This window comes from Amycolatopsis sp. cmx-8-4 (assembly GCF_046548675.1).
Lineage (GTDB): Bacteria > Actinomycetota > Actinomycetes > Mycobacteriales > Pseudonocardiaceae > Amycolatopsis.
The window spans coordinates 58,937-82,919 of record NZ_JAEBDZ010000037.1; the positions used below are offsets into that span (position 1 = coordinate 58,937).

The 23,983-nt window shown below is 69.1% G+C and carries 17 protein-coding genes and 2 pseudogenes; 7 read left to right on the forward strand and 12 right to left on the reverse strand.

Annotation, left to right across the window (positions count from 1 at the left end; translation table 11 throughout):
* Window positions 1-116 precede the first annotated feature (116 nt).
* A complete protein-coding gene (locus tag ACLJQZ_RS42565) occupies window positions 117-536 on the reverse strand; it encodes a DUF1508 domain-containing protein (protein ID WP_410626741.1) in 420 nt (139 codons plus the stop codon).
* Between the two features lie 288 nt (window positions 537-824).
* Here ACLJQZ_RS42565 and ACLJQZ_RS42570 point away from each other — a divergent pair, with 288 nt between their 5' ends.
* Window positions 825-1,520, forward strand: coding sequence for a hypothetical protein (locus ACLJQZ_RS42570; protein ID WP_410626742.1), 696 nt, complete (start codon window positions 825-827; stop codon window positions 1,518-1,520).
* Window positions 1,521-1,555: 35 nt separating this feature from the next.
* On the opposite strand, the gene ACLJQZ_RS42575 is transcribed toward ACLJQZ_RS42570, so the two are convergent.
* From ACLJQZ_RS42575 to ACLJQZ_RS42585, 3 genes are all read right to left on the reverse strand, one after another.
* Window positions 1,556-4,945 carry an NACHT domain-containing protein gene (locus ACLJQZ_RS42575; protein WP_410626744.1) on the reverse strand — a complete coding sequence of 1,130 codons (3,390 nt, stop codon included), beginning with the start codon at window positions 4,943-4,945 and terminating at the stop codon, window positions 1,556-1,558.
* Window positions 4,938-5,225 (reverse strand): three-helix bundle dimerization domain-containing protein, encoded by a 288-nt coding sequence (locus ACLJQZ_RS42580; RefSeq protein ID WP_410626746.1) that lies wholly within the window; start codon window positions 5,223-5,225, stop codon window positions 4,938-4,940. The genes ACLJQZ_RS42575 and ACLJQZ_RS42580 overlap by 8 nt, the downstream gene beginning before the upstream one ends.
* Window positions 5,226-5,819: 594 nt before the next feature.
* Entirely contained in the window at window positions 5,820-6,422 is a 603-nt protein-coding gene (locus ACLJQZ_RS42585) for a TetR/AcrR family transcriptional regulator (protein WP_410626748.1), read from the reverse strand.
* An 80-nt stretch (window positions 6,423-6,502) separates the two neighbouring features.
* Between ACLJQZ_RS42585 and ACLJQZ_RS42590 the strand changes: the two genes are divergently transcribed.
* From ACLJQZ_RS42590 to ACLJQZ_RS42610, 5 genes are all read left to right on the forward strand, one after another.
* Entirely contained in the window at window positions 6,503-7,723 is a 1,221-nt protein-coding gene (locus ACLJQZ_RS42590) for an alpha/beta fold hydrolase (RefSeq protein ID WP_410626749.1), read from the forward strand.
* An 881-nt stretch (window positions 7,724-8,604) separates the two neighbouring features.
* Window positions 8,605-10,095, forward strand: a complete 1,491-nt coding sequence (locus ACLJQZ_RS42595) for a hypothetical protein (RefSeq protein ID WP_410626751.1) — start codon at window positions 8,605-8,607, stop codon at window positions 10,093-10,095.
* Between the two features lie 296 nt (window positions 10,096-10,391).
* Entirely contained in the window at window positions 10,392-10,685 is a 294-nt protein-coding gene (locus tag ACLJQZ_RS42600) for a hypothetical protein (RefSeq protein WP_410626753.1), read from the forward strand.
* A 201-nt stretch (window positions 10,686-10,886) separates the two neighbouring features.
* A complete protein-coding gene (locus ACLJQZ_RS42605) occupies window positions 10,887-11,243 on the forward strand; it encodes an effector-associated constant component EACC1 (protein WP_410626755.1) in 357 nt (118 codons plus the stop codon).
* On the forward strand, window positions 11,240-13,606 hold the full coding sequence (locus ACLJQZ_RS42610) for a caspase domain-containing protein (protein WP_410626757.1): 2,367 nt from the start codon (window positions 11,240-11,242) through the stop codon (window positions 13,604-13,606). Before ACLJQZ_RS42605 ends, ACLJQZ_RS42610 begins: the two co-directional genes overlap by 4 nt.
* A 116-nt stretch (window positions 13,607-13,722) precedes the next feature.
* Here ACLJQZ_RS42610 and ACLJQZ_RS42615 read toward each other — a convergent pair whose 3' ends face one another.
* From ACLJQZ_RS42615 to ACLJQZ_RS42625, 3 genes are all read right to left on the reverse strand, one after another.
* Complete coding sequence (locus ACLJQZ_RS42615) at window positions 13,723-14,349, reverse strand: hypothetical protein (protein ID WP_410626759.1); 627 nt, start codon at window positions 14,347-14,349, stop codon at window positions 13,723-13,725.
* A 69-nt stretch (window positions 14,350-14,418) separates the two neighbouring features.
* On the reverse strand, window positions 14,419-14,892 hold the full coding sequence (locus ACLJQZ_RS42620) for a hypothetical protein (RefSeq protein WP_410626761.1): 474 nt from the start codon (window positions 14,890-14,892) through the stop codon (window positions 14,419-14,421).
* A 307-nt stretch (window positions 14,893-15,199) separates the two neighbouring features.
* Entirely contained in the window at window positions 15,200-18,253 is a 3,054-nt protein-coding gene (locus ACLJQZ_RS42625; protein ID WP_410626763.1) for an RHS repeat-associated core domain-containing protein, read from the reverse strand.
* Between the two features lie 1,110 nt (window positions 18,254-19,363).
* Between ACLJQZ_RS42625 and ACLJQZ_RS42630 the strand changes: the two genes are divergently transcribed.
* Window positions 19,364-20,155 (forward strand): hypothetical protein, encoded by a 792-nt coding sequence (locus ACLJQZ_RS42630; protein WP_410626765.1) that lies wholly within the window; start codon window positions 19,364-19,366, stop codon window positions 20,153-20,155.
* 435 nt (window positions 20,156-20,590) lie between these two features.
* Here the strand turns inward: ACLJQZ_RS42630 and ACLJQZ_RS42635 are convergent, their stop codons facing one another.
* From ACLJQZ_RS42635 to ACLJQZ_RS42655, 5 genes and pseudogenes are all read right to left on the reverse strand, one after another.
* Entirely contained in the window at window positions 20,591-20,761 is a 171-nt protein-coding gene (locus tag ACLJQZ_RS42635; RefSeq protein ID WP_410626767.1) for a hypothetical protein, read from the reverse strand.
* Window positions 20,762-21,100: 339 nt separating this feature from the next.
* Window positions 21,101-22,063, reverse strand: coding sequence for a hypothetical protein (locus tag ACLJQZ_RS42640; protein ID WP_410626769.1), 963 nt, complete (start codon window positions 22,061-22,063; stop codon window positions 21,101-21,103).
* A 495-nt stretch (window positions 22,064-22,558) separates the two neighbouring features.
* Window positions 22,559-22,687 (reverse strand): annotated as a pseudogene (locus tag ACLJQZ_RS42645) (HD domain-containing protein); the annotation flags it as partial.
* 185 nt (window positions 22,688-22,872) lie between these two features.
* Window positions 22,873-23,424 carry a hypothetical protein gene (locus ACLJQZ_RS42650; protein WP_410626770.1) on the reverse strand — a complete coding sequence of 184 codons (552 nt, stop codon included), beginning with the start codon at window positions 23,422-23,424 and terminating at the stop codon, window positions 22,873-22,875.
* Window positions 23,425-23,573: 149 nt separating this feature from the next.
* Window positions 23,574-23,983: pseudogene (locus ACLJQZ_RS42655) on the reverse strand (IS5 family transposase); the annotation flags it as partial.

Below are 23,983 nucleotides of genomic sequence, written 5' to 3' on the forward strand. Positions count from 1 at the left end.
CGGGATCCCGCGGCCTCTTCATCTCCTCCCGGCAGCCTGTCCGGGGGCCCTGTTCCGCGTTCCCGCCCGACGTCATGGTGGTTAAGGTCCGGGAAACAGGCGCGCATCCGGCCTATTCACGCGGAATCGCCGGCGGGGTTCCGGCGGTACTTCTGCCGCCAGTCCACAATGGTTTCGATGTCTTCGATACCCGCGGTCGTGGCGGCCACGCGGAACCGGTCCAGGCCGCGCTGGGCCTCGATCCGCCGGCCGTACGCGTGGGTGGCTTCGGCGACCGGCACTTCGTCCAATCTGAGCAGCCACCGCCAGCGACCCCCGCTGATGTGCCGGAAATCCGTGCTCAGCGAGTTCAGGTGTGCTTTGAGCGCTGCGATGTCCGCGAGGCATTCCGCCGCCCGCGCGCAGTCGGCGACCCCCGCTCCCATCGAGACGTTGTTGCCGCCCAGCAGCCGCCAGCGCAGCGTCCGCTGCTCGGTCTGGACGAGCTGGAATCGCGGTCGGCTGCGCAGCCGCTCCGTGGTGTTCCCCCGTGTCACAGTGTATTCATCGTCGGTGGCCCGGTAATGGGTTACCGCACCGCGTTAAGGCGCGACGGCCGACAGGTGAACAGTTCCGGCACGCATCAGCCGATAGCCCGAATGGCTGCGGGCACATCTCGTGCGTTTTATCGCCGCGGAACAGTTTCCGGCCATTCGTGAAGGACCGACGGCCGGATCCTGAACGGCACGGGAAAACCGGTGTCCGCCGGAAACGCCCGCTCGCCCGCCGCCGACAGCCACCACGTCAGCGCCGGTCCCGGCGCTCGAGAACCATTGGGGACAACCATGAGCCGTTTCATCGCCCGGTTCGCGACGGGTCTCGTCGCCGCGGCGACCGTCCTGACCCTCAGCGCCCTCCCCGCCACCGCCACCACGGCGGCCCCGGCGGCCACGAAGCTCACCGCCCAGGCCGGCAGCACCCGGGTGGACGCCGGCACCCCGGTCACCATCAGCGGCCGGCTCACCAGCGCGGCCAAGCCGGTCGCCGGCGTGACCGTCGGGATCGCCTACTGCACCGACGACTTCTGCGGCGAGTTCGACGCCCAGCCGGTCACCGACGCCAACGGCCGCTACCGGGCGACCGTGACCCCGGTTCGCTCCGGCCACTACCGGGCCGACTTCCTGCCCGCCGACGAAACCCTCGACGCGGCCAGCGCGAGCACGGCCGACATCGTCGTGCTCCAGCCCGCCAAGATCACGTCGTTCACCGCCGCCCGCGGGGCCGACGGCGCGATCACCGCGCAGGGCACCATCGACTTCCCGCGGTTCACCCCGCCCGCGATCCCGGTGAAGATCGAGTACCTGGCCGCGGGCTCGCTGTGCTGGACGACGGCCGCCACGGCCGAAGCGCAGTGGAACGGAAGCGCTTTCGGCTTCTCGGCCACCGCGCAGCTGCGCGGTCCGGGCATCTGGCGCGCTTCCTACGCCGGAGTTCCGGACGAGTTCCACGCGGCGACGAGCGGCTTCGTGCTCGTTCGCTGACGAAAGGGGGCGGCGGTTCCGGCCGTCGCCCCGGCTCAGCCCGGCCGGCCGGCTTCGGGGTGGAGGACGAGGTCGGCTTCCGGGAGCGCGTCGCGGGCTGCCTGCTCCTGAGCTGCCGGGACGCCGTGCAGCTCGATCCGCAGCGGCCCCAGCCGCCGCAGGCGCACCAGGTCCTGCACCGGCTCGGTCGTGGTGAGCGCCAGCCGCCGCAGGGTCGGCAGCGCGGCCAGCTCGTCGACCTCCTCGACGCTCGGGATGCCGGTCGTCGTGACGGCTTCGACCTCGGCCAGCCGGGTGATGCCGCGCAGGTTGCGCTGGTCCGCGCGCACCGCGACCTCCAGCTCACCGACCCGGAGCCCCTCCGGGAGCAGATCCAGGCCCTGGGAGAGCTTCCGGTGCCGCAGGGACAGCCGGGGCAGGAGCGTCCCGTCGAGCGTGCGCAGCGCCGTGATGGCCTCCAGGGAACCGGCGTGCAGCCGAAGGTCGGTGATCCCCATCCCGGCCAGTGCCGACAGGTCGGTGAGCGCGCTGCTGAACCCGGAGATCCACAGCGACCGCAGGCCGTCGCAGTCGACGAGGCCGTCGAGGTGGTCCACCACGTCGTTGGACTTGAGCTCCAAGTGGTGCAGCGCGTGCAGCCGGGGCAGCGGGTGGATGCCGCGGGCCCGGTCGTCGAGCGGGACGTCGCCGACCAGCTGGATCGCCTTGAGGCTGCGCAGGTGGGGCAGCCGCCGCAGGACGTCCCAGCGGTGCACCTCCAGCAGGTAGTCGCCGAACTCGACGTTGGCCAGCGACGTCGCGGCGTACTCCTCGGAGTAGTCGTTGTATCGCCAAGCGCGCAGCAGCTCGTTGATCACCGACCGGCGGTGGGTGCCGCTGAACATCCGGATCTTCTCCCACGACTCCTCGCCGCCGATCAGGGCGAGGGCGCGGATGGCGTGCGCCGCGATCCGGTCGGCGCGCTCGCCGGTGCGCGCGGCCAGCGCGTCGATCTCGCCGGGCCCGGGCAGCAGGTCGATCACGAACGAGCCGGCCTTGGCGAGCATCTCGGCCTCGTCGAACCCGGCCGGCGGGATCAGGCCGCGGACGGCGGCGAGCACGTCGGTGCGGACCTGTTCGGGCTCGATGACGTCGACGTGCCCGAGCGCCGCGGCCGCCAGCAGGACCAGCCGGTCGGCGACCTCTCGGTCGCGGCGGGTGCCGCGCCGGTTCGCCCGGTCCAGCAGCCGGGCGAGCAGGTCGCCGGCCTCACCCGCCCGGGCCTGCGCCGCGACCATGAACACGACTTCGTTGAGCGCGTCGTCGTGGGCGTGCTCGACGACGTAGCCGATTTCGCCCGCCTTGACGAACTCGCCCGCGGCGAGGAAGTCGCGGAAGGTGCGATGCACGAACGCGATCCGGTGGTCGGCCTCGTTCTCCCGCAGCACACCGCTGCGCTCGAGCAGGTGCCGCAGCACCAATTCGGGGTCGACGCCTTGGGACCGCAGGCCGGACATCGCGCGGGCGAAGCGCCGCGTGGCGTCGTCGCGGTGCACCAGCAATTCGGCGTTGCGGACCATCGGCGCGGCGAACCGCTCGAGGAGGATGATCTTCTCCTTGTCCGACATCCGCAGCTCGTCCTCGACCTGGACGCCGCGGCGGGTGTCCCACTCGCCCAGCAGCAGCTGCAGCGCCTTGTCCAGCAGGTCTTTGCGGCTCTGCGGCAGGTACATGTTCTCCCGCCGGTAGAGCGCGCACAGCAGGGAGCACAGCAGCGGGCTCGACACCAGGCCCCGCACGTCCGGCCGGGCCGCGAGCGCCTCGCCGAGCCGTTCCTCGCAGCCGGTCAGCCAGCTCCGCTGCACTTCGTCGGCTTCCAGCGCCCGGGCGGCGGCGTACCAGTGCGCGACGAGCTCGCGCATGCCCCGGCCGCTCAGCGGCAGCAGCTCGTAACGGGGGAGCGGGGCACCGGCCGACGGCCAGTCCTCGTCGACCGCCGACGGGCGGGTGCTGATCACGTACCGGGCCTCGGGATAACCGCGCAGCAGGCCTTCCAGCCAGCGGCGCACAACCTCGCGGCGGGGCTGGAGCACCTCGTCCACGCCGTCGACGAGGACCATCGCCCGGCCGGACCGCAGCAGCCCGCTCACCCAGCCCGCGGGCTTCTCCCCGGCGAGCGCGGGCGCGCTCGCCCGGACGAGGTCCTCGGGCTCCGGCAGCTCGCCCTCGGCGAACTGCCGCAGCGGGACGAAGAACGGCACGACGTCGCGCCACGGGTCGTCGTCCTCGGTCGCGGCGCCGAGCGCGGTGGTCGCGGCCGTGTGGGCCAGCCACTGCAGGAGCGTCGTCTTACCCGCGCCGGCCCCGCCGACCAGCAGGACGTGCCGGTCACCGGCCAGCGCGTGTGCCGCGTCGGTGCCGGTCCCGGTGAGGGCGCCGTCGGCCGGGGAGAGCGAGCGGCGGGCCACCGAGGGCACGGAGTAGAACTCGGCGAACGAGTGCCGGGCGGGGGCGCGGCCCGGGCCGACCTGGAACAGCTCGAACGACGCGAACGAGCCGGCGAGGTAGGACTGGTAGTGCCGTTCGAACGCCTCCGCGGCGGAGCGTGCCTGGCGGTCGGGCTGTTCGCCGAGGTTCGAGACCTGACGCCGCAGCTGCGTGATCTCGCCGGCCATCGTGGCCTGGACCGCGTGCATGACCTCGTCGACAGCGCGGGCGCGCCGCGCGATCCGCCGGCAGCATTCGGTCAGCAGCCGGTCGTAGGCCTCGATCCCGCCTTGCCCCAGAGCGGCGGAGGACAGCGCGCGCCCACCGGCGGCGACGGCGCGCGCTCGCAGCCGGGACTCGTCGGTGAGCACGGCTGGATCGCCGCGGACGAGGCCGCCGACGTCGGCGGTGACCAGGGCGGCGGCGACGGCGTCGAGCGCGGCCTGCCAGTCACCGTCGGACAGCGCGGCGAACTCGACGCGCCGCAGGTCGGCCAGATCTTCTTCGGCGGCGAGCAGCTGCCGTTTCGGGTCACCCAGGGCGCGGAGCCGCCGCTGCTCACCGAGCCGGTCGGCGCCACGCTCGACGGCCCACTGGTGCAGCGCGGAAAACGTCGCGCCGAGAGCACCGACCAAGGCGGACGACAACGGATCGACGGTGACACCCCCCAAAGATGACGAACCCGATGACCCAGTGTATCGAACCCGAACACCGTTCGCCCCGAGCGAACCGCCCTGCCGCGGCCGACGGCTTGCCTCGGAAGCGCTCGTCGTCTCGAAGACCGCGCGCACGATGTCGGCGCGGATTGCCAGGCCTTCTGCACTCTTCAAAGCTGACCCACGTCCCCGCCCCGGCGGTCCGGCCCTGGCAGGAGGCGGGGCCGCGCCGCGTGCGGGCCGCGATCCAAGAACAGTCGGAACGGCCGGCCTGGGCGCTACATCCCGGAGTACGTCAGCCACGCTCGGGAGGCGCTGACCGGAACGACGGTGTTTCGATGGAGCGGCGGGCGAGGTGCTCCACCAGGATCGGGACGTAGCTGCGGATCCTGGCGGCGTCGAATCGGTGGTGGTAGCCGCTGACGCGCTCCGTGAGGTCCGCGGGCGAGATTTCGCTGGGTGGGTAGCGCTTCCGAAGCCGTGCGGCGATCTCGCCGATTTCCGCAGTCTGACGCAGCCGGCCCTCGGTTCCGCTGGGTGGTGCGGAGTGCTCCATCGTCAAGCCGGGTTCGTGGATGCCCATCGTCCTCACTGCCTTCACTGGGAGGCTTCCAGCCTCCCACTCCGGCCCGGGTCCCGACGTGAACAGTGCACGTCGCCGAGCTCCTGTTCCAGGGTGTACCGAGACGTTCCGCGACCAGCGGCCCGGGTTCCGGCAGCCGCGCCGAGCGTGGTCTTCGAGGACGGAGCGGCTGCAGGGCGTTACCACCGCTCGTCGGCTCGTCGCCGCCGACGGGAAGGTCCTTGACGCAAACCGGTGCGACGTCGGTGGTCCGTCACGATGACCCCTGGGCGACGCTGGGCCACCGCCGAGCGTGGTCGGTCATGCCCGTGGACGCGAGGTCGATATGTGCGCGGCCGCGGTGGACTGGGTCGACCGTGTGTGCGCTGAGGGTTCCGGCCCTGCGTTCCGTGGCTCTGAGCCTTCGCGCGATGAGAGGCTGCGTCGCCGAACTGGGTCGGCTGTAGCCTGGGAGATCAGCTGGTTCACCCTACGGCTTGTCGCTCAGCGGTCGGCACTGCACCGGGAACGCCTCCGCGGCGACCGGGTGCCGGCCGGTCACCATCCGGTAGCCCGGCCCGGCAGCGTCGCGACTTTGTCCGTCGCGGCGAACCATCACTCGGTACCGTCGAGGCCGAGCGTGACCCGGAAGGTGTTCGTCCACCACGTCAGCTGCGGGCCGGGGCGGTCCGCCGTTGCCTCGGAGATCCCGGCGCTCCGGCGGAAAGCGGCGCCGTACACGGAATCGAGGGCCAACGCCTGGTGTAGCGCGGCCACGGCCAGCCGGGTATCGGCCAACCGCCGGGGCCGCGATCGCACGGTGTGCAGGACCTGGACCACCGGCTCCAGCATGCCGGTCCCGGAATCTCGCCAGCCGGCCGCGTGCAGCGACACGGCCAGCGCCGCGTAGCCCTGACCGTAGACACCGGCGATGGCCCGGATCAGGGCGCCGACGTCAGCCCGGTCATCGACCCAAGCGCCGACGACCGCCTCGACCGCTTCGCGGATCCTGCGGCCGCCGTGCCGCAAGAGGGCCACCAGAAGCTGCTGCCGGCTGCCGAAGTGGTGCGCGACGCCCGCGTCGGTCATCCCGACCCGCTCGGCCACCGCCCTGACCCCCACCGCTGCCGGGCCGCCGTCGATCAGCAGCTCTTCGGCGGCCTGGAGGATCAGCTGCTGTGCGTGCTCAGCCGGTCTGCGGGTGCGAGGGGGTGCCATGAGTCCGGAACTCTACCTCGACACGGCAAGGCAGGTTCGTTACCTTGACCTATCAAGGTAACGCGGAAGCGAGGTGCCCGATGTCGCGGATCACGCTGGACCGCCCGGACGTGGAGCTGGCTGGCACCCGGGCCGGTGACGGACCCGGCGTGCTGCTGCTGCACGCCGGCGGCGAGCGGCGAGAGGTGTGGCGGCCGATCGCGGAAACCTTGGCCCGTCAAGGCTATCGCTGCACGGCCTACGACCTGCGCGGCCACGGCGACAGCGGCGCGGCCGGCGCCGACGAGCTGGCCGCGCACGCCGGCGACGTCGCCGCGATGATCGCCGCCGAGCCGAACCCGCCCACCGTCGTCGGCGCGTCCCTCGGCGGCCTGGCCACCTTGCTCGCCCTGGGGAAACCGGACCTGGCTCACCGGGTGTCCGGGGTGGTGCTGGTCGACGTGGTCGCCGAGCTGGCCCCCGTCCGGGTGCGCACGTTCCTCGACGGGGTCCGCGACGGCTACGGCGAGCACCCCCTCGTGCGGGACGCGCTGAACCAGGGCCCGCGCCTCGTGGCCGGTGCCGAGCGGCTGGCCGAGCTGCCGACGCTGCTCGTCCTCGCCGAACGGTCCGTCCTCACCGAACAGGACCGGCGGCGGTTCGCCGACCGGGTACCGCACGCCGGTGTCGCATCGGTGCCCGGAACGAGTCACCTGGTGGCCCGTGACGCGCCGGAGCAGCTGACGCGGCTGCTGCTGGACCACTTGAGTTCGCCTCCGGTGCGCCGTCGCCGGATCGACTGGCTGCTGGACGCCGGCGAAGTGAGCGACATCCCGCATCCCGGCGGCACGCTCCGCGCCCACCTCGACCGCACCGCCGACACGCTGGAAGCGTGGGGTGCTCCCGCGTGGCTGGTGGACGCCGGACGGCTCCATGCCGCCCGCGGCACCGACGGGTTCCCGGCCGGCATCCTGGGGCTCACCTCCGCGGCGATCCTGGCCGCCGCGGGAGCCGAGGCCGAGCAGTTCGTCGCCCTTTACGGCCGATGCGACCGCGCCCGCAGCTATCCGACGTTGCACACCGGCAGCCCGAAGATCTTCGACCGCCACACTTTCGAAGCCCTTCACGTCCCGCCGGAGCAGGTCAGGGCGTTCGCCGAATTGACCGCGGCGAACGAACTCGACGTCGTCCGGCACAGCCGATCGATCGCCACCGAGCACGGCCTCGCGTTGTCGCGGCTGTTCACCCGATGGGAACCGCTGCTGTCCGCGGGCGCTCGTGAGGCGTGGTCCGCCATGGCGAAAGCGCTGCCGTCGAGCTGAACACGGCATGAGCTACGGCGCCCCGCCACTCCCGATCCCCACCTCCGGTCGCTCACCGAGGCCGGCGACGACCAGCAGGCCGGGTCGAATCAGCACCTGGGCCGGGAGATCGTCGAGGGCCTGCGCTGGGTGTGGGGGGAAGTGCACGTGCGGGTCACCGTGCTCTGCGCGGTGAGCCTGAACTTCTTCTTCAGCGCCTGCTTCATCGTCGTCATCGTCCTGGCCAAGGACCGGGGGATCTGTTCTGGGTACGTGGTTTGCCGGCTCGGACGATTGCGCGACTGGTCCAGTGGGCGCGCACCTCAGGCGTCTCGGACCGGGCTCCCGCGCCGGCGGCTCATGCGTGAACAGCCGCCGGCGTGGTGCGTGCCGGCATGCGGCGCGACCCGGCCGATCAGCGCGCGCGGAAGGTCGTCGCTGCGAACGGCTCGAATGACGGCCATTGTCCACTCCGGACTCCGTGCCGGCGCCCGATCGGTTTCCGGCGGGCTCTGTTCGGCCCTGCCCGGGTCGGCTTCGATGTGCTCGAAGGCGGACCCAACCGGGTGACGGGTGAACATGCGAGCGCCGTTGGGCACTGCTGCCGGCCCTTCGACGATGGTTCCGCGTGTTCGACGACGACGCCACAGAATTTCATTGATCGAATTCGCATCACGATCGTGTGCGTACCAATGACTGCCCTTTTGGGCGGACGTGCCGCGACTTCGGACGGTAGGTGTAACGAAGAGGTGTGAGGGACGACTCAGCCAATGCTGGGCATTTCAGCAATTCGGGCTGTTATGAACAACAGTGGTGACCAGGGGTGAGGGACGACCATGGGTGGTGCACCTCAGATCTACAGCGCCTACGCGGCGGCGCCGCGATGGGTGATCATCCAGTGGGTGCTGCCCGACGAGGCCACCGCCGTCAACGTCTTCCGAGACCCGCCACCGCCGGCGGGAACGTGGATAGCCGGCTGGATCTCCCGTGACAGCATCACGGACCAGTCCTGCGAACCCAACACGTCATACACCTACAGGGTCTGCGCCTACTACGGCTCGGATGAGGGCGAGTGCTCGACGGTCACGGTTCACACCCCGCCGACGCCGGTCACGCCACCCCCGCCGTCGACGAGGCCCGAGGCGGTCATCAGGCCGCAGGCGTCCATGAACGGGCTGAACACGGTATTTCTCAACTGGGGCGAGATCAACGATCCTCATACCGTGAAGCTCAGGATCTACCGGGACGGGCCGGACGGCAGGCGGTTGCGCTACACCGATTCACCCGAGCCTCAGCCGGGCCCGCCGGACCGCTTCTCCGCGATGTACTGGGACCAGGTCGAGCAGTTGGCGCAGCACTACCGGTACACCTTCACCACCTACAACCGCGATGGTGACTCGACCTCGGTCAGCATTGATTTCCATGTGCCGGGCGCGCCTCCGATTCCGCATTTGCCCAGCTGGTACGAACCCGAGGGTGAAGTGCCACGCGCCGGGATCGGGCTTCCGACGATCGCTGCCGTGTCGTGGGCGCCCGACCGCGTGGACGTGTTCTGGGTGAACGTGCGGAAGCCCGGTGGCACGTTCGCGGGGAGCGGCCCGAACCCGGACCCCGCGCGCATCGAGCACGTGGTCGGGAGGCCGGAAAACTGGGGCGCTCCCACGCACATTCCTCTGCCCAACGCGGCGCAAAGCGTCGCGGCGTCATCAGACCGAGTTGGTGCGTTGGACGTGTTCTACTCAAGCGGTCGCGACCTGTGGCACTTGCACTGGAGCCCGGAAGCCGGGCTGCCGGAGGACTCGAACGACACGGCGTGGGCCGCACCCGTGGAACTCGGCGGTACCGTCGGGTCCGGTCCCACGGCCATCGCCATCAGACCCGGACGAACAGAGGTCTTCTACCGCACGCCGGACGGTATGCTGGGCCGGCGCTGGTTCGCCGACGGGACCTGGCAAGGCGAGCAGAAGATCCAGGCCTCGATCGCCGGCAAACCCAGCGCGCTGTCGCTCAACCCAGCGCACATCGACGTCTACTACCGCACTCCCGCTGGGCACCTCGCCCACCGCACATCACTCGACGACGGGCGCACCTGGCTGGCCGAGGAAGACCTCGGCGGCGCGGTCGGAACCGACCCCAGCGCACTGGCTCTGAGTTCCAAGAGCATCGTCGTGTACTACAACCCGCCTGGCGGTGGCAATCTCCGGCGTCGACCCTGGAGCGACGGCCGCTGGTACGAGGAATACGACGATCACGCGGCCACGACCACCCCGCCGTTCGCGCCCGTTCCGATCCGGGTCGACTTCGGACTCGCCACCGTGTCCACGGCACCCTTCCGGGCTTACATGTTCTGCGGCCACCTGTTGCCACTGATGAGATACCGGCGCTATCGCTAGTGTCGTGCGTCTGAGGTTCGTTGACGGGGTCCGGGCGATGCGCCCCAATGTGGCGTTGGGTGCGTTGGACGCACCGAACGCCACATTGGGTGCGTTGGACGCACCCAACGCCACATTGGGGCGTTTGGGGCCGGGGCGCTCCCGGAAGCATCGCGGCCCGGCTGGGGACGTGAGCTTCGGGGGCGACCCTGGTCTGGCCTCCTGGCCGTCAGGGGACTTGCGACGCGCGACACTAGCAGCCTCGCGGACAACGGAACCGCCGCATCCGGAAACACGAACGTGATGGAGGTACGGCCATGGACCTGCATTGGGGCACCTTTCCGCTGTCGAGAGACATCAACGGGGCACGGCAATCCGCGGTGAACGCACTTCGAGGTGCGGGCCTCGATGTCTGGGCGGCCGACGACACCGAGTATTTCGTGACGGGAGGCAACGACGCAGTGGTCGTCACGATCACGCTGACACCAGTCTCCGCCGAAGTGTGGACAGCAGTCGTCGCCGGCTCGTCGGACGGGACGGCTGAGCGAATGCGCAATCTCGTACGGGATCTTGTGCAAGGAAACGCGCCCGCGCCGATGCCGCACCTGTGAACAGCCGACGCTTACATGACCTCGCTGACCTCGCTGACCTGGCGGCAGGGGCCCGGCCGTCACGACGCTGGTCGAGCGGCAACGGGCCAGGGCCGCGGAGCTTGGGGAGCAGCTGCGCACGGTCGAGCGAAAACGCGGCCGCTACCTGACTCGCTGAGGCATAATCTTCCGGGAGCCGAGCATGGTCCGCAAGGAGGATACGTGGAGCTGTTGCTGTCCGTGCAGGGCGAGGATCCCGTCGCGGACCTGGAAGAGTTGTCCGACTGGCTGTCGCGGGACACCGAGCTGCGGGGCGCAGTCCGGTTCGCCCCCGCTGAGCCCGGGCCGGGTGAGCTGGGGGGCCTGTCGGACTTCCTGGTCACCGCTGTCGGCGCCGGTGGCGCTTTGACCGTGTTGGCCGCGTCGTTGAAGAACTTCCTCAGCTTGCCCCGACGCTCCGACGTCCGGATCGTCATCACCAAGCCGGACGGGCAACGCATCGAGCTCGACGGCAAGCGGATCGGTAACGTCGAGTCAGTGCTCCGTGAGTTGCGCGAGCTGACGGAACCGGACGAATGAGCGGCCGCCCGGTCGATCCCGGCCGGTCTCGGATCCTGCTGGTCGGCACACCGACCTACCGTCACCCGGGGCTGTCCGATCGGCCGGAGGTGGCCAACAACGTCGCGGATCTCGTCGAGGTTCTCACCGATCCTGCCCTGGGCGGGTTCGAGCCGGCCCACTGTGTCGCCGCTCCGGCCGAGGCCGGGATCGCGGAGATCGGTGAGCTGCTGGACGACGCCGCGACCCACGCGACCGACCTCCTGCTCTTCTACTACAGCGGCCACGGCCTGCTCAGTCCCCGAAGCCATGAGCTGTACCTGAGCTTGGCGGGCACGGTTCACGATCGACCGGCGTTCACGGCGCTGCGGTTCGAGGCCGTGCGCGAGGCGTTCCTGCAAAGTCCGGCAAGGAACCGGGTCATGATCGTCGACAGCTGTTTCAGCGGGCGGGCGATCGCGGAGACCCTCGCGGACGACGAGGAAGTCGTCCTGGGTCAATTGGAAGTGGACGGCACCTACACCCTGACCTCCGCGCCGGCCAACAAGACCGCGGTGGTGTTGCCCGGGGAACGGCACACTGCTTTCACCGGACGGTTGCTGAGCCTGCTGCGAGCCGGCACGGCAGAAGCGGGGGAGATGCTCAGCTTCGGTGACATCTACCGACATCTGTACCGCCGCTCGGTGGCCGAGGGGTTGCCGCTGCCCCAGCAGCGAGGCACGGCCACTACGGACCTGCTCGGGTTGATGCGCAACACCCGGCGTGCGCACATGGCCGCGGCCGAGCTGCCGGCCGAGCTTCGTGCGGGCCTGGACAGCCCGTTCTCTCGACTGCGGCTGGCGGCGGTGGCCGAACTGGGCCAGTGGCTGGCCGACTACGACCCGATGCGCGTTCTCGCCGGGCGTCCCGCGCTCGAAGAAGTTGCGGCACGCGACAGTCCGGAGGTGGCCGACGCGGCACGGACACTTCTCAGCCGGCTGCCACCCGCGCGAGTCACCTCACCGGCGTCCGATCCGGCATCAGCTTCGCAAGGCGGCAGCCTTGCGGCCCGTGCGGAGGTGATGCTGCACCAGGCGGAATGGATCTCGACGCGCATCACCGACAGTGCCAAGCGTGACGAGGTGCTCGGGAACGTCGCGAAGACCACCGCGCGCGGCGATCCCGACCTGGCCGAACGCATCGCGGCGCAGATCGCCCACGGCCAGACGCGCGCGGTGGTCCTGAGTGAACTCGGCAGACTGCTCCATTCCACCGATTCTGACCGCGCAGGCCGCTTGTTCGCCGACGCCGAAGCCATTCTGAGACCGACGGCCGGTGACTACTGGGCTGAAAATGCCCTGGCCACGGTGGCGATCACGGTCGCGTCCTGCGATGCCGGTCATGCCGAACGCCTTGTCGCCGCGATCAACGAGGAGAGCCACAAGCACCGGGCGATGCTGGAGATCCTGGAGAACTTGCCGCCGGGGGACACCGAGCTGTTCGACCGCATCGCGCTCACTCTGGAGCGAACGGCCGCGAGCGGCGACAAGAGCGGGACGTACCGCACGCTCTTGCTGCGTTTGCTCGGCAAAGCCGTCGCACAGCGCGATCGCGACCGTGCGGGCCGGCTGTTCACGGAGGTGGAGCGGGGCGTCATGAGCATCGATTGGCAAACCGTCGTGAGGACGAGCAAAACCCCCTACCGTGCCGCACCCGCCGACGTCGAACGGGTCGCGGCGAACTGGATGGGCCTGGAATTGAACCAGCTCGCGCAAGCTGCGGCGCCGACCGACCCCCAGCGTGCGCACCGGGTCGCGGCGATGATCGCCGATCCGGGCAACAAGGCGCAGGCGCTGGCTTGGGTCGCCGGCATCGTGGCCGACGCCGACCCGGCGCTGGCCGAGCTGGCCGGGGCGGAAGCCGAACGGGTCGCGGCAACCCTGCCCCACGACCAGAGCAGGACTCTCTACCTGAGCGAGGTGGTATTTGCGATCGCGTCCAGTGATCCCGAGCGCGCGGAACGCATCGCCGATGAATTCGGAGACGTCGGATGGGCGCTGGGCAATGCCGCGGAGGCTGTGGCAGCACGGGATCCTGATCGCGCCGAACGGATGGCCGCTCGCATCGCCGACCCGGCCGTGAAGACGTCAGCGCTCTGTCGGATCGCGGAGGCGATCGCGCCGAACGATCCCGACCGTGCGGAACATCTCGCGGCCACGCTGAACGACGAACAGCTGAAGGGGCAGGCGCTGAGCAAGGTCGCGGTGGCCGTGGCAGCAGGGAATCCCGACCGCGCGGAACGCATCGCCGCTCGCATCACCGACCCCGAGGCGAAGTCGAAAGCATTGGTGGGGATTGCCCGGGCATGGCTGAATGCCATTCCTCAAGCTCCCCGATCCGGTTGACCGGGGCCGTGGAGGGCCTTCATGCCGCACGCTGCCCGTGATCATGCCGCTGTCGCAGAGCAGCCGGCCGATAGCGTCATAGGCTTCCGCATGCCGGCCATTTCGATGCTCGCCGGTTAGCCGCCTATCTCGTCGACCGCGGCATCAGGTTGCCCCTCGAAGAACTCGACCTCGGTTTTTCCCAGGTTCCGCGAGATGACGGTCCAGTGCTGCTCGCTGAGTATCCGGATCGTGCTGTCGGGCGTGACTGCTGGCGCATGCTGTTCGCTGCAGCGGGCGTCTTCTCGCTCGCAACACCGACCGAGACGAGTTCGAATACGTGGTCGACACTGCTGGATTCGGCCAGCCGCGGTGACCTCGAACCGGGTCATGCCAGGCAGTGCGGGGGCGTCGAGCCCGGGCAGATGCCCGAGGCGGGTCGTGGCGGCCGCGGTGGCGAGGGCTTCGACGGCGGTCTTCGTCAGCTGGATGCGGCGGGTGAGGTCGCCGATGCTCGTGTACCGCCCGTGCGCCTGGCGCTCGGCGGCGATCGCGTCGGCGACGGTCTCGCCGACGGTTCGGACGCCGGCGAGACCGAGGCGGATCGCGACACCGCCGGTGCTGTCCGGTTCGGGTTCGAGGGTGGCGTGGGCGAGACCGGCGTTGAGGTCGGGTTCCCGCACCAGGACGCCGTGGCGGCGGGCGTCGGCGACCAGCGACTGCGGGCTGTAGAACCCCATCGGCTGCGCCCGCAGCAACCCCACGCAGAACGCCGCGCGGTGGAATGCGGCATCAAACGCTACCGAGCCGTCGCCATCTGCGAGCCTGAGCGATTACGCGCAGAATAGAGTATCGAGCGTGGATATCTGCGAACTCCAGTCGGTGCTGCCGTATCTGACCACCAAGTATTGGACCCACTGGACGTGACCTCCACAAATTGGAGACACTTGAGGGTTGTCGGAATAGATCGTCCGCTGTTCTCCGGCGGCGAGAGTGGCGAAGCCGTCGTCATCGTGCTTCAGTGTTCCGGTGGTTTGCAGTCGATAGTCCATATCCCACGCCACGGTCCGCGCGGTCGTCGCTGTGTTGATCAAGCCCAGGTAGCCGAGAACATTGCAACTGTTGCTGTCGCAGTTGTAACGGAAGCACACCTGATAGCGGATCATCCCGTATCCGCTCGTGCCGGAACACTTCGGCGAACTCATTATTCCGTTGGAATCAGATTGCGGCGAGCCGCTTCTCGAAGCAGTAACGCTTTCGGCGGCGGCCACCGACGCGGTGAAGGACATGCCGAGAAGTGCGGTCACGCCGAGGCATAGTGCGGTCAATGTTCGTTTCACGAAGATCCCCTCGATGGTATGTACGTAGCTTCCTTGCGAAGCTACCGATAATGCTTGTTGTCCGCTAGCGGCCGAATGGTGACGTGGGTGGTGTGGCACTTGTCCCGTGCGTAGGCCCGGCTGAATTCGCGCCGGCCGGGCCTACTTTCACCGCACGGTGGTTCCTCCCTTCGAGGGGTCTGGCAGCCGGTCTATCAGTCACAACTGTCGATTGTGCTGTCGAAGGAGACGTACTGGCCGGCGGCGTCCGGCTTTTATGCGCGGGTTGATGGGATCAATCGCCGAACCCGTTGATTATCCAGTTCCCCACGACACCGCCGATGCATCCGAGGGCGGCAGCGGGGATTACCCCGGGAGCGCTGGCCACCCCGGACAGAGCCCCGATGGCAGTGGCGGCGGCGCCTCCGAGGCACGCCTTCGAGGTGTCGGCCTTCAGGCCGGTGGGGTCGATCCGGTTGACGGGGTTGCCGCCGACGTAGGCGTATCGGCTTGCCATGTCGGGCTCCAGGACCAGGCTGATGGGGTCGAGGGCGGTCCAGTTGCCGGTGGTCGGGTCGTGCCACCGGACGCCGTGCTTGAGCCAGCCCGTGGTCTCGTCCAGTAGTCCCTGGGCATAGCGGACGGGGTTGGCCGCGGAGGCTGCGCCGGAAGCGGTGAGTTGCTTTCCGGCGGGGTCGTAGGTGTACGAGGCCGTTACCGCGCCGCTGCTGTCGATCAGGGTGACGGGACTGCTCTGGTTGTCCAGCGCGTAGTAGTGCGTGGTGCCGTCAGGCCGCTGGAAGATGAGCGGCATGCCGGTGGGGTCGGCGTCGACGTAGCTGGTCTGGCCGTTCTTGGTGAACGACTGGAGCATCGGGACACCGTTGGTGTCGTTGCGCCCGTAGACGTAGCTGGTCGTGTTCGCCCCGGTGGTGGTGGAGACGAGTTCGTCCTGGTCGCCGCCGGCCCAGGTGTAGGTGCTCGAGGACGAGCCTTCGGTGTGGGTCGTGGTTTGCCCGGCGGCGTTGTAGGTGAAGGTGCCCTGGGCCGGGTCGGCGGTCCGGTTCCCGGCGGCGTCGTGGCTGTAGCCGGCGTTCGAGATCTGGTTGCCCGCGTTGTAGGTCAGGGTCTGCGTGGTGGTCCCGTCGACCTTCGCGGTCAGCCTGTTGCCGGCCTTGTCGTAGGTGTAGGCGTAGTCGTGACCGCCGTAGTTCGAGACCGCGGTGACCCGGTTGGAGGTGTCGTAGCTGTAGAGCGACACCGCGCCGGAGAGGTTGTCGGTCGACCACTTGATCAACCCGGTGTCGGTGGTGGCCGATGCCGACGGGCACGTTTGCCCGGCGACGCGGGGCGAGTAGCAGAACCCGGTGTCGAACGTCTTGGTCGCGTCGTTGGACGCGCGTGCGGTCCAGGTCCGCGAGATCCGGCCGCTCTTGTCGAAGGTGGTTTTCGTGTGGGCGGCGAAGGTGGTGCGGGCGGGGTTGGTGTTGAACCAGGTGTCGGTGCGCTTGCCGTCGTCGTCGTAGGCGAACGCGGTCTTCTGCCCGTTCGGGGTGGTCATCTCGGTGACCTGGTTCGCCGCGTCGTAGCCGTAGGTGGTGGCGCCGCGGGCGTCGGTCTTCGACGTCAGGTTCCCGGCCTTGTCGTAGCCGTAGGACAGGGTGCCGCCGCCGGAGTTCGCGGTGCGCGAGGTGATCCGGTTCTGCGCGTCGTAGGTGAAGGTCGTCGTGCCCGAGGTGTCGGTGCGGGTGAGGACGTTGCCGGCGCCGTCGTAGGTGAACGCCACGTCGGGGGTGCCGTCGGAGTACTGGATGGTCTTGACGCGGTCGGCGCGGTCGTAGGCGTAGATGGTGCGCAGCCCGCGGCCGTCGCGGACGGCGTGCAGCCGCCCGAACCCGTCGTAGGAGATGGCGATCGCCGCCAGGCCCGAGCCGGCCGGCGGGGCGACGTCGGTGATCTGGTGATCGGCGTTCGCGGTGTAGTCGGTGACGTTGCCGCGCGGGTCGGTGGAGGTGTTGAGGGTGCCGTCGGCGTTGTAGTCGACCTTCGACGTCGCGGTCGCGGCCGTGTTGGCCGAGCTGAGGGGGTTGCCGGCGCCGTCGTAGGTGAACAGCTTGGCGTTGCCCTGCCCGTCGGTGCCACCGGAGGGCAGGTACTTGGCCGCGCCGGTGTTGGCGTAGGTCGCGGTCGCCTTCGCCCCGGTCGGGGCGGTGACGCCGGTCAGCGACTCACCGGCGTTCACGGCCGGGTCGTGCCCGAAGGTGGTCACACCCCCGGTGCCGCTGGTCGAGGTCGCGACGTCGGTGAACGGGGTGTAGGTCTTGGCGCGTCCCCGGCCGAGCGGGTCGGCCACGGACGTCACCAGCTCCTGGGCGTTGAGGAAGCAGTCGGTCTGTGGCCCGTTGGCGGGGATCGTCTCGGTGTTGTTCGGGCTCGCGACCAGCGTCTCGCCGGCCGAGTAGTAGGTGAACCGGGTCGCCGCGCCGCCGGCCGGGTTCTCCTGGGTCACCTTCTTGACGCGGTGCGAGGCGTCGTACTGGATCGCGGTCTGCTTGCCGGCTTCGTTGGTGATCGTGGTCAGGTCACCGGTGGTCGGGTCGTAGCCGAACTGGGTGTCCTTCGACGTCGGGTCGGTGATCTTGGTCAGCTTGCCCGCGGTGTAGGTGTAGGTGGCGCTGCGCGCGGTGCCGTCATCACCGGTCTGGCCGATCGTGGCCAGGGGGCCCGACCAGGTGAGGTTCGCCGTCCGGGCGCCCGCGCCGCCGCGGGTCGAGGTGACCTGGGACAGCTTCCCGGAGGCGTAGGTGAACGCGGACGTCTGGGCGTTGCGGTCCTTGATCGACACCAGTTGCCCGGTCGAGTCGAACGTCGATACCGAGTTGGTGTCGTGGTCGGTGATCGTCCAGCCCGACGCGGTCTTCACCATGACGACCTTGAACCCGGCCGGCGCGGTGTAGGCCGTTGCGCCGGCGGGTTGGAACAGGCCTTCGCGGCCTTCGGGAGCGAGGTAGAGCACGGAGTTGTCGGAGTTGAGGATCACCTTGGTGTCCTGTCCGACTCGCATCGCCCAACCTGCACCCGCTGATCCGGACGGCAGCGCGGCGCCCGAGCCGAGACGCAGGCTGTTGAAGGTCAGTCCGAGCTGAAGATCTTCCTGGATTCCCGGTAACGCCAGTTCGGAGGTGGTGACCAGCAGGTTGCCGGTGCCGACATCGACCGACGCGGACACCTTGTCGGAGATCGGGAACGGGATCCGGGTCGCCGACGGGCGAGCCCCGGTCAAGGTCGGGGTCAGCACCGCGGCGGGACCGGCCTCGGCCGGCGTCACGGCGAGCAAACCGCCGGACAAGAGCACCAACGTGGTTGCGACCACGAGGGTCGGACGACGGCATGACGTTCTTCGCGTGGACAAGCTGACTCCTCGTCGTCAGAGATTCGGCACTCCCATTGCCTCGATCAGGGGAAAGGTCGTGCCTGCGCGATCGGCTCACGCCCGGAGGAGCGGGACGGTTGACGTTCTGGCAGGTGATTCACCCGGATGCTGCACAAGCAGCGTGGCCGCGTCGCGCGCCGTCGAGCAGACCCGTCAACACCTCCTGCGCGCGACGCTTCCTGACCGCTCTGTTCGTGCCGGAGTTCTCTGGCCCCTCCAGTTCTGCCGGTCCTGCCGGTGTGGCAGAGCGCGGTGCGGGCTCGGCCGGCTCTCGCCGAGCTCCCTGTTCCCGGATGGGGAAGCGGCGGCGGGGTGGACTGTTGGGAGGGCGCGATTAGCGCCTACATCGAGGGGCCGACATCGCCGCCAGGACCCGATGGCGGGCGCGGATGACTTCACGCTGTGACTGGGTGGCCAGCAGAGCGAGCGGCGCTCGGTGGTCTCGGTTGCCGAGGTCGACCGGTCCGACGGTTCGGACAGCCACAGCTGGACGCCGTGTCGGGTGCACCAGATGTACAGGGTGGCGAACCGGGTGCCGGGGAAGGCGCGTTCGTACTCGCCGACCACGATCGCATCGACGGCGGGGCTCCGAGGCGGCGATCGCTGTCAGCAGTTGCGCGGCTTGGGGGCGCTGCGACCACGGGGTCCGGCGTGAAGTGCCGGCGTCGAAGTACGGCGGTCGTGTGCACGTTCGTCCGATTGGCGCATCCAGGGCCGGGAGCCAGCTGGCCGTATAACGCCATATGTGAGACTTCAGTCGAGTCGTCGAAGTTCATGCTGGAGCGTGTCATGACGAGACCCGTCGCGAGCGAACCCAGGAACGCGAGGTGCGGCTCACCGGCCAGGATCTCCTGCTCTGGTAGCGCTGAAGTTGGTTGATCGTCACGGACGGTGGGACCCGTCGGATCGCGTCCAGTGGGGAGGGGCTCGCGGGCCCGGTTGCGCTGGAGCGGGCAGGATGTGGTGCGGGGAGTCGTGCTTGTCGGACGCGCGATCCCTTTCCCGGCTCGAGGATTGGACGCGCAATTGGGACGCTCGTCGGTGTTCACCTTCCAGTACATCGCCATCGACACAGAGGCTGGTGTCACGCCGGAAGAGTTCGAGACCTTCGTGCGCGGTGAAGGCGTTCACCTGCCCTTGTACCCGGGGTGGCGGTGGACTCTGCTGCGCGGGTTGCGCGGAGAGCGGACCGGGCAGTACCTGATGTTGTACGAGATCGAGAGCGCCGAGCAGCGCGACCGGTACGTCACGGCCCGGGGTGAGCAGACCGAGCCGGCCCGGCTGTTCTGGGCGCGGCACCCGGAGGCGGAGGGGGTGCTGGCGCGGTGGCGGCGGCTGGGCACGTTCGGTGAGCTGCCGACGTTGTTCACCGACTACCGGCTGCTGGCCGACAATCCGCGGAGCACGGTCACGCCCGGCCCCCGCTACCGCGACCGCCCGGGGGAGGAGCCCGTCGCCCGGGTCGTCGGGATCCACAACCTGGCGTTGCGCGCCGGTGTGACCGAGGAGGTGTTCGACCGCTTCATCGCCGAGAACCACCACCGGATCGACGACTACCCGGACTGGCGGTTCCATGTGCTGAAGGGCGAGCGGGGTAACCGCCTCGACCAGTACGTGATGATGATGGAGATCGCGAGCCTGGATGCGCTGGACGTCTTCTACCCCGAGCCCGACATCGCCACCGGCGAGGCCGCGGAGTTCGCGGCCGCCCACCGCGACACCAAGCAGATGTACGAGGAGTGGAAGCGGCTGGCCTCGTTCTCTGGCTCACCGCAGATCTACACGGACTACCTCGCCGTCGCGGAGAACCCGGCGTAGTCCCGCACGACCGGGGACGGGCCCGGGGATCAGGTGGTGGTGAGGTGGTGGGTGCGGAGCCAGTCGAGCTTGGTGGTGTGTTCTCGGCGCGGGTGGTTTTGTTGAGGATCTCGTAGCGGGCGTCCGGGTGGGTGACGACGGTGGGGTCGGTCAGTCCGGCGTCGCACCTGGGTCGCCTACGCACTGCCTTGCCGTTCACTTTGTGTCAGATCAGCCAGATGGGCGACATCGGCCTGGGCCAGCGTTTGGGGCACAACGAAAGCGCCGAGTCCCTCTCCTACGCCGGTCACCAGAGCCCGTCGCCCGTGGCGTCGGTGAACAGCTCTGCGGTCCTGCGGCAGGACAGCCAGGTCTCAGTCGTTGGCGGGGCAAATCGCGCTCGTCCGGTTCCCGAGCAGGCCGGCCGGCCGGCCGGCCGGAAACAGCTCCTGACAGTCAGGACTCGAGATCGGTCAAGCGGGCGGCGACGTAGTCGGTCCAGTCGTGGCGAGCACGCCGGCTCCACTGCACATCGGTGACAACCTCGATACCCGTGAGGTGCGCGAGAACGGCAGCGGGTAGCTCGACAACGCCGGCGTCGTGATCAATTGCCGACCGGAAGATCATGTGCTCCCAGGGATGCTTCAGGGTTCGCAACGACCGAGCGGGCCTGCGCGGAGGCCTGCTGGCGCCATCAGCTCTGTTCTGATGGGGCTAACTGACAGCGAACCGGTCCTGGCCACTGCACGAGACATCGATGCTCACCGAGACTGGAGTGCCCGGGTGAGAGAATCAAATGCCGTGCTGTGACCGGGTGACCACCTGCGGGTGGACGGGGACGCGTGGGCAGTTGCCCGACTGGAGCGGCGTTCGGCTGGTCAGCGGCGCCGGCCAGGCGTAGCTGGTGCTGCTCACCGTGCTGCTGGCCACACCCGATCTGGAACTCAGCTGAGTGTCGCCGCAGTGCTAGTACGCCGGGTAGCCGGGATACGGGTTGGGTGGAAGTGTCGGCACCTCGATGACCAGGAAGCCGAGCGTCGGCCGAGTCGGCCGACCGGGCAGCCGGACAACTACCACCGGCTGTGGATCATGGTTGTACATCGTGTAAGCGAGCGCCGCGCCCTGCGCTACCGGAGTGGGATGGTAGGCAGTGTCGGCGCTTCGCGCCGCCAGGCCGACCTGGACCTCGGGCCAGCGCTCGTTCCAGACTTCGAAACTCACCACCCCGGGACTCGTCGCGGTCACCAGCACCTGCACGCCGAGCAGGTAGGCGCTGGTACCCACGACTGCGACCGTGGGGATGGTGGCCTTGATCGCGGGCATCAACTGCGAGTCCAACGGCTCGGCCCAGTGGACGGGCACGATGCCGAGGTTGCGGCACAGACGCAGGATGTGGCCGTACCGGACGATGATCGCCCGGTCTCCGTCCAGGACGCCGGTCTCCGCGGCCTCCCGGGCCGCCTGCAGGGTCTTGTAGAGGCCTTCCTGGGACTCCAGGGCGTACCAGCACCCGGCGATGGCGACCTCCGCCAGCAGCCTGCGCTCGAGATCCCCCTGGACCTGGGCAACCGCGCTGGCCTCGATGAACTTCGCCTTCGCGTTCTGAATGGTCTGCCGACGGTCGAAGTATTCCTGCGTGTCCAAGACGTCCTGGAGGTGCCTGCGGCCGGCAGCCATGTATTCGTCGTACTTCCGCAGCGGGATCTTGCCTATCTGGATCCGCAGGTCCCGCAGTTGGTTGTTGATGTCCGCGAAGCCCGAGGTGATTTTGTCCTCGAGTTCCTTGTCGCCGACGTGGTCGATGATCGCCTTGATCACCTCGGACAGCACGGTCACCGCCGCCCCGCCGGGGGCCTTCAACGTGATCGAGCCGATCGCCAGCGCGAGCCATCCCGAGGACTGCCGCGCCGCCGCCTTCTTCTTGGCCATCGCACCCTCCCGTCAGTTGGTCGCGCTGCTAGGGTCCGATGTTGCGCCAGGCGCGGAATCGGGCCTTATCAGCCTAATATCGGTTGCCGATGTTGTTGGTTGCCCTCGGTCCTGATCCCGCTGGCGTCGTCGGCTGATGGAGAGCAGGCGCACAACGCCCGGCATCTCGCGGGCGCCGGCGCAGCCCGCGCTGATGGACGAGGTCACGCCCGCGGCGCTGCGGGAGGCCCTCGAATCCCTGCTGGCCGGCGGCGCACTCCGGAGCGAGATGGCTGACAAACGCGAGCGAACAGCGCTGCCCAGATCCCGGGAGCGGTTTGTCGGCATCGTCTTGAACCTCGCTTGCAACCGATCGCCGTTGATCCGACTTTCGGATGAACGGCGACCGAAACGGTCAGCCAGGGCGACGATACCGGGCGCGTGTCCAATCCGTGCGGTCGCCTAACTGGTGGTTGACGGCTGCCTCGGCGACGCGCCTTGCCGTCTCGGTCGTGAGGCCTTTCTGCGCGGAGACGGTCCACCCAGCTCCTCCGCGGCGAGCAGTGCTGTGATCTGAGCGGTTCGCAGGCTGTGTTCGGCGACCGATTCGGGGTCGCGGACGCCGGCGTGCCACCACCCGGTGCGGTGCTATGCCGCACGTGCGGACCTGCTACGCGACCTCGGTCGCCACGAGGACGCGATCGCGGCCTGCAAGGTCGCGTTGCAGTTCGACCCCAGTCCTGCCGAACGCGCCTTCGGATCGCAGGCGTACCGCCCGACGGTGGTCAGGTGCCCTGCGGGCGGAAGGTGCCCGCAGGGCGCGCCTGTGTTCAGTAGCGCAGCGTGGCGGTGTAGGCCGGTGCGCTTGTCGAGTCGCAGCGGGCGATCACAGTGGCGTCGAGGTGCGTCGGGTCACCAGCAGCATCGAAACTGATGCTGCGGACGGCGAACTCGCCGTAGGTAGTCCCGCAGCCGCGGCCTTCACCCTCGACCCTCAGCCCGGGGGCGGTAGCGGTGGCGCCGGGGTAGCTGGTTGCCCCGGTGTAGTGGCCGGTGTGCAGCCGCTGTCCGCTGGGCGGGCTCAGGTAGACCGCCCAGTACGTGCCGGCGTACGGCCCGCCGTGGCGAGGTTCGAGCACGTTGAAGCGAACGGCCGTGTTGCCCCAGTAGTTCTCCAGCACGAAATCCGCGGTGGCGGGGCTGTAGTGTTCCGCGTTTCCTTGACCGAGGTAGTCGCCGACCTCGCTGGTGTAGTTGTACGTCGGTGAGTCGGTCGCAGCCGATGCCGGTGCGGCCGCGGGCAGAAGCGTGGTGGTGGCGGTCGCTATGAGCGCAGCCGCGCTGGCAAGTCTTCGGTGCGAGCGTCGATGGGTGAAGTTCACGGATTCCCTCCAGGTGACGTGCGATCGTGGGTGGTCGAACGCCTCTGTTCCTACCCGGCTTTCGTGGGGGCCAACCACACTACGAGCACAGAAGGTTCTGGACTCACGCGGAACTCGAAGTTCTTCACGCGGGTTAAGAGCGTGTCTCGTTTGGCGAGTTTCTTGTAGCGGGTGATGGCGGCGCCGAGGTGAGGAAGGCGAGGTAGTGGCGGGGTTTGTGTTCGTAGCGGATGGTCAGGCGCCGGTAGCCGGCCAGTCACGCGATCGTTGGTTCGATGACCCACCGGTGTTTGCCGAGTTTGTCGCTGGATTCGATGCCTTTGCGGGCGATGCGCGGGATGATCCCGCGCCGGCGGAGCCAGGCGCGCAGCGCGGGGATGTCGTAGGCCTTGTCCGCGTGCAGCTTGCCCGGTTTCCGGCGCCGGGGTCCGAGACGGGAGCGGATCGCCGGAATCGCGTTGACCAGAGGCTTGAGTGCGTGGCTGTCGTGGGTGTTGGCCGCGGAGATCCCGACGGTCAGGGGCAGGCCGGCCCGGTCGGACAGGGCGTGGATTTTCGA

Bases quoted from the DNA above. Each gene is read 5' to 3' on its own strand.
- ACLJQZ_RS42640 (WP_410626769.1), bottom strand. From the start codon at position 22,063: ATGGCCAAGAAGAAGGCGGCGGCGCGGCAGTCCTCGGGATGGCTCGCG.
- ACLJQZ_RS42610 (WP_410626757.1), top strand. From the start codon at position 11,240: ATGAGCGGCCGCCCGGTCGATCCCGGCCGGTCTCGGATCCTGCTGGTC.
- ACLJQZ_RS42635 (WP_410626767.1), bottom strand. From the start codon at position 20,761: ATGATCTTCCGGTCGGCAATTGATCACGACGCCGGCGTTGTCGAGCTA.
- ACLJQZ_RS42580 (WP_410626746.1), bottom strand. From the start codon at position 5,225: ATGGGCATCCACGAACCCGGCTTGACGATGGAGCACTCCGCACCACCC.
- ACLJQZ_RS42600 (WP_410626753.1), top strand. From the start codon at position 10,392: ATGGACCTGCATTGGGGCACCTTTCCGCTGTCGAGAGACATCAACGGG.
- ACLJQZ_RS42585 (WP_410626748.1), bottom strand. From the start codon at position 6,422: ATGGCACCCCCTCGCACCCGCAGACCGGCTGAGCACGCACAGCAGCTG.
- ACLJQZ_RS42590 (WP_410626749.1), top strand. From the start codon at position 6,503: ATGTCGCGGATCACGCTGGACCGCCCGGACGTGGAGCTGGCTGGCACC.
- ACLJQZ_RS42570 (WP_410626742.1), top strand. From the start codon at position 825: ATGAGCCGTTTCATCGCCCGGTTCGCGACGGGTCTCGTCGCCGCGGCG.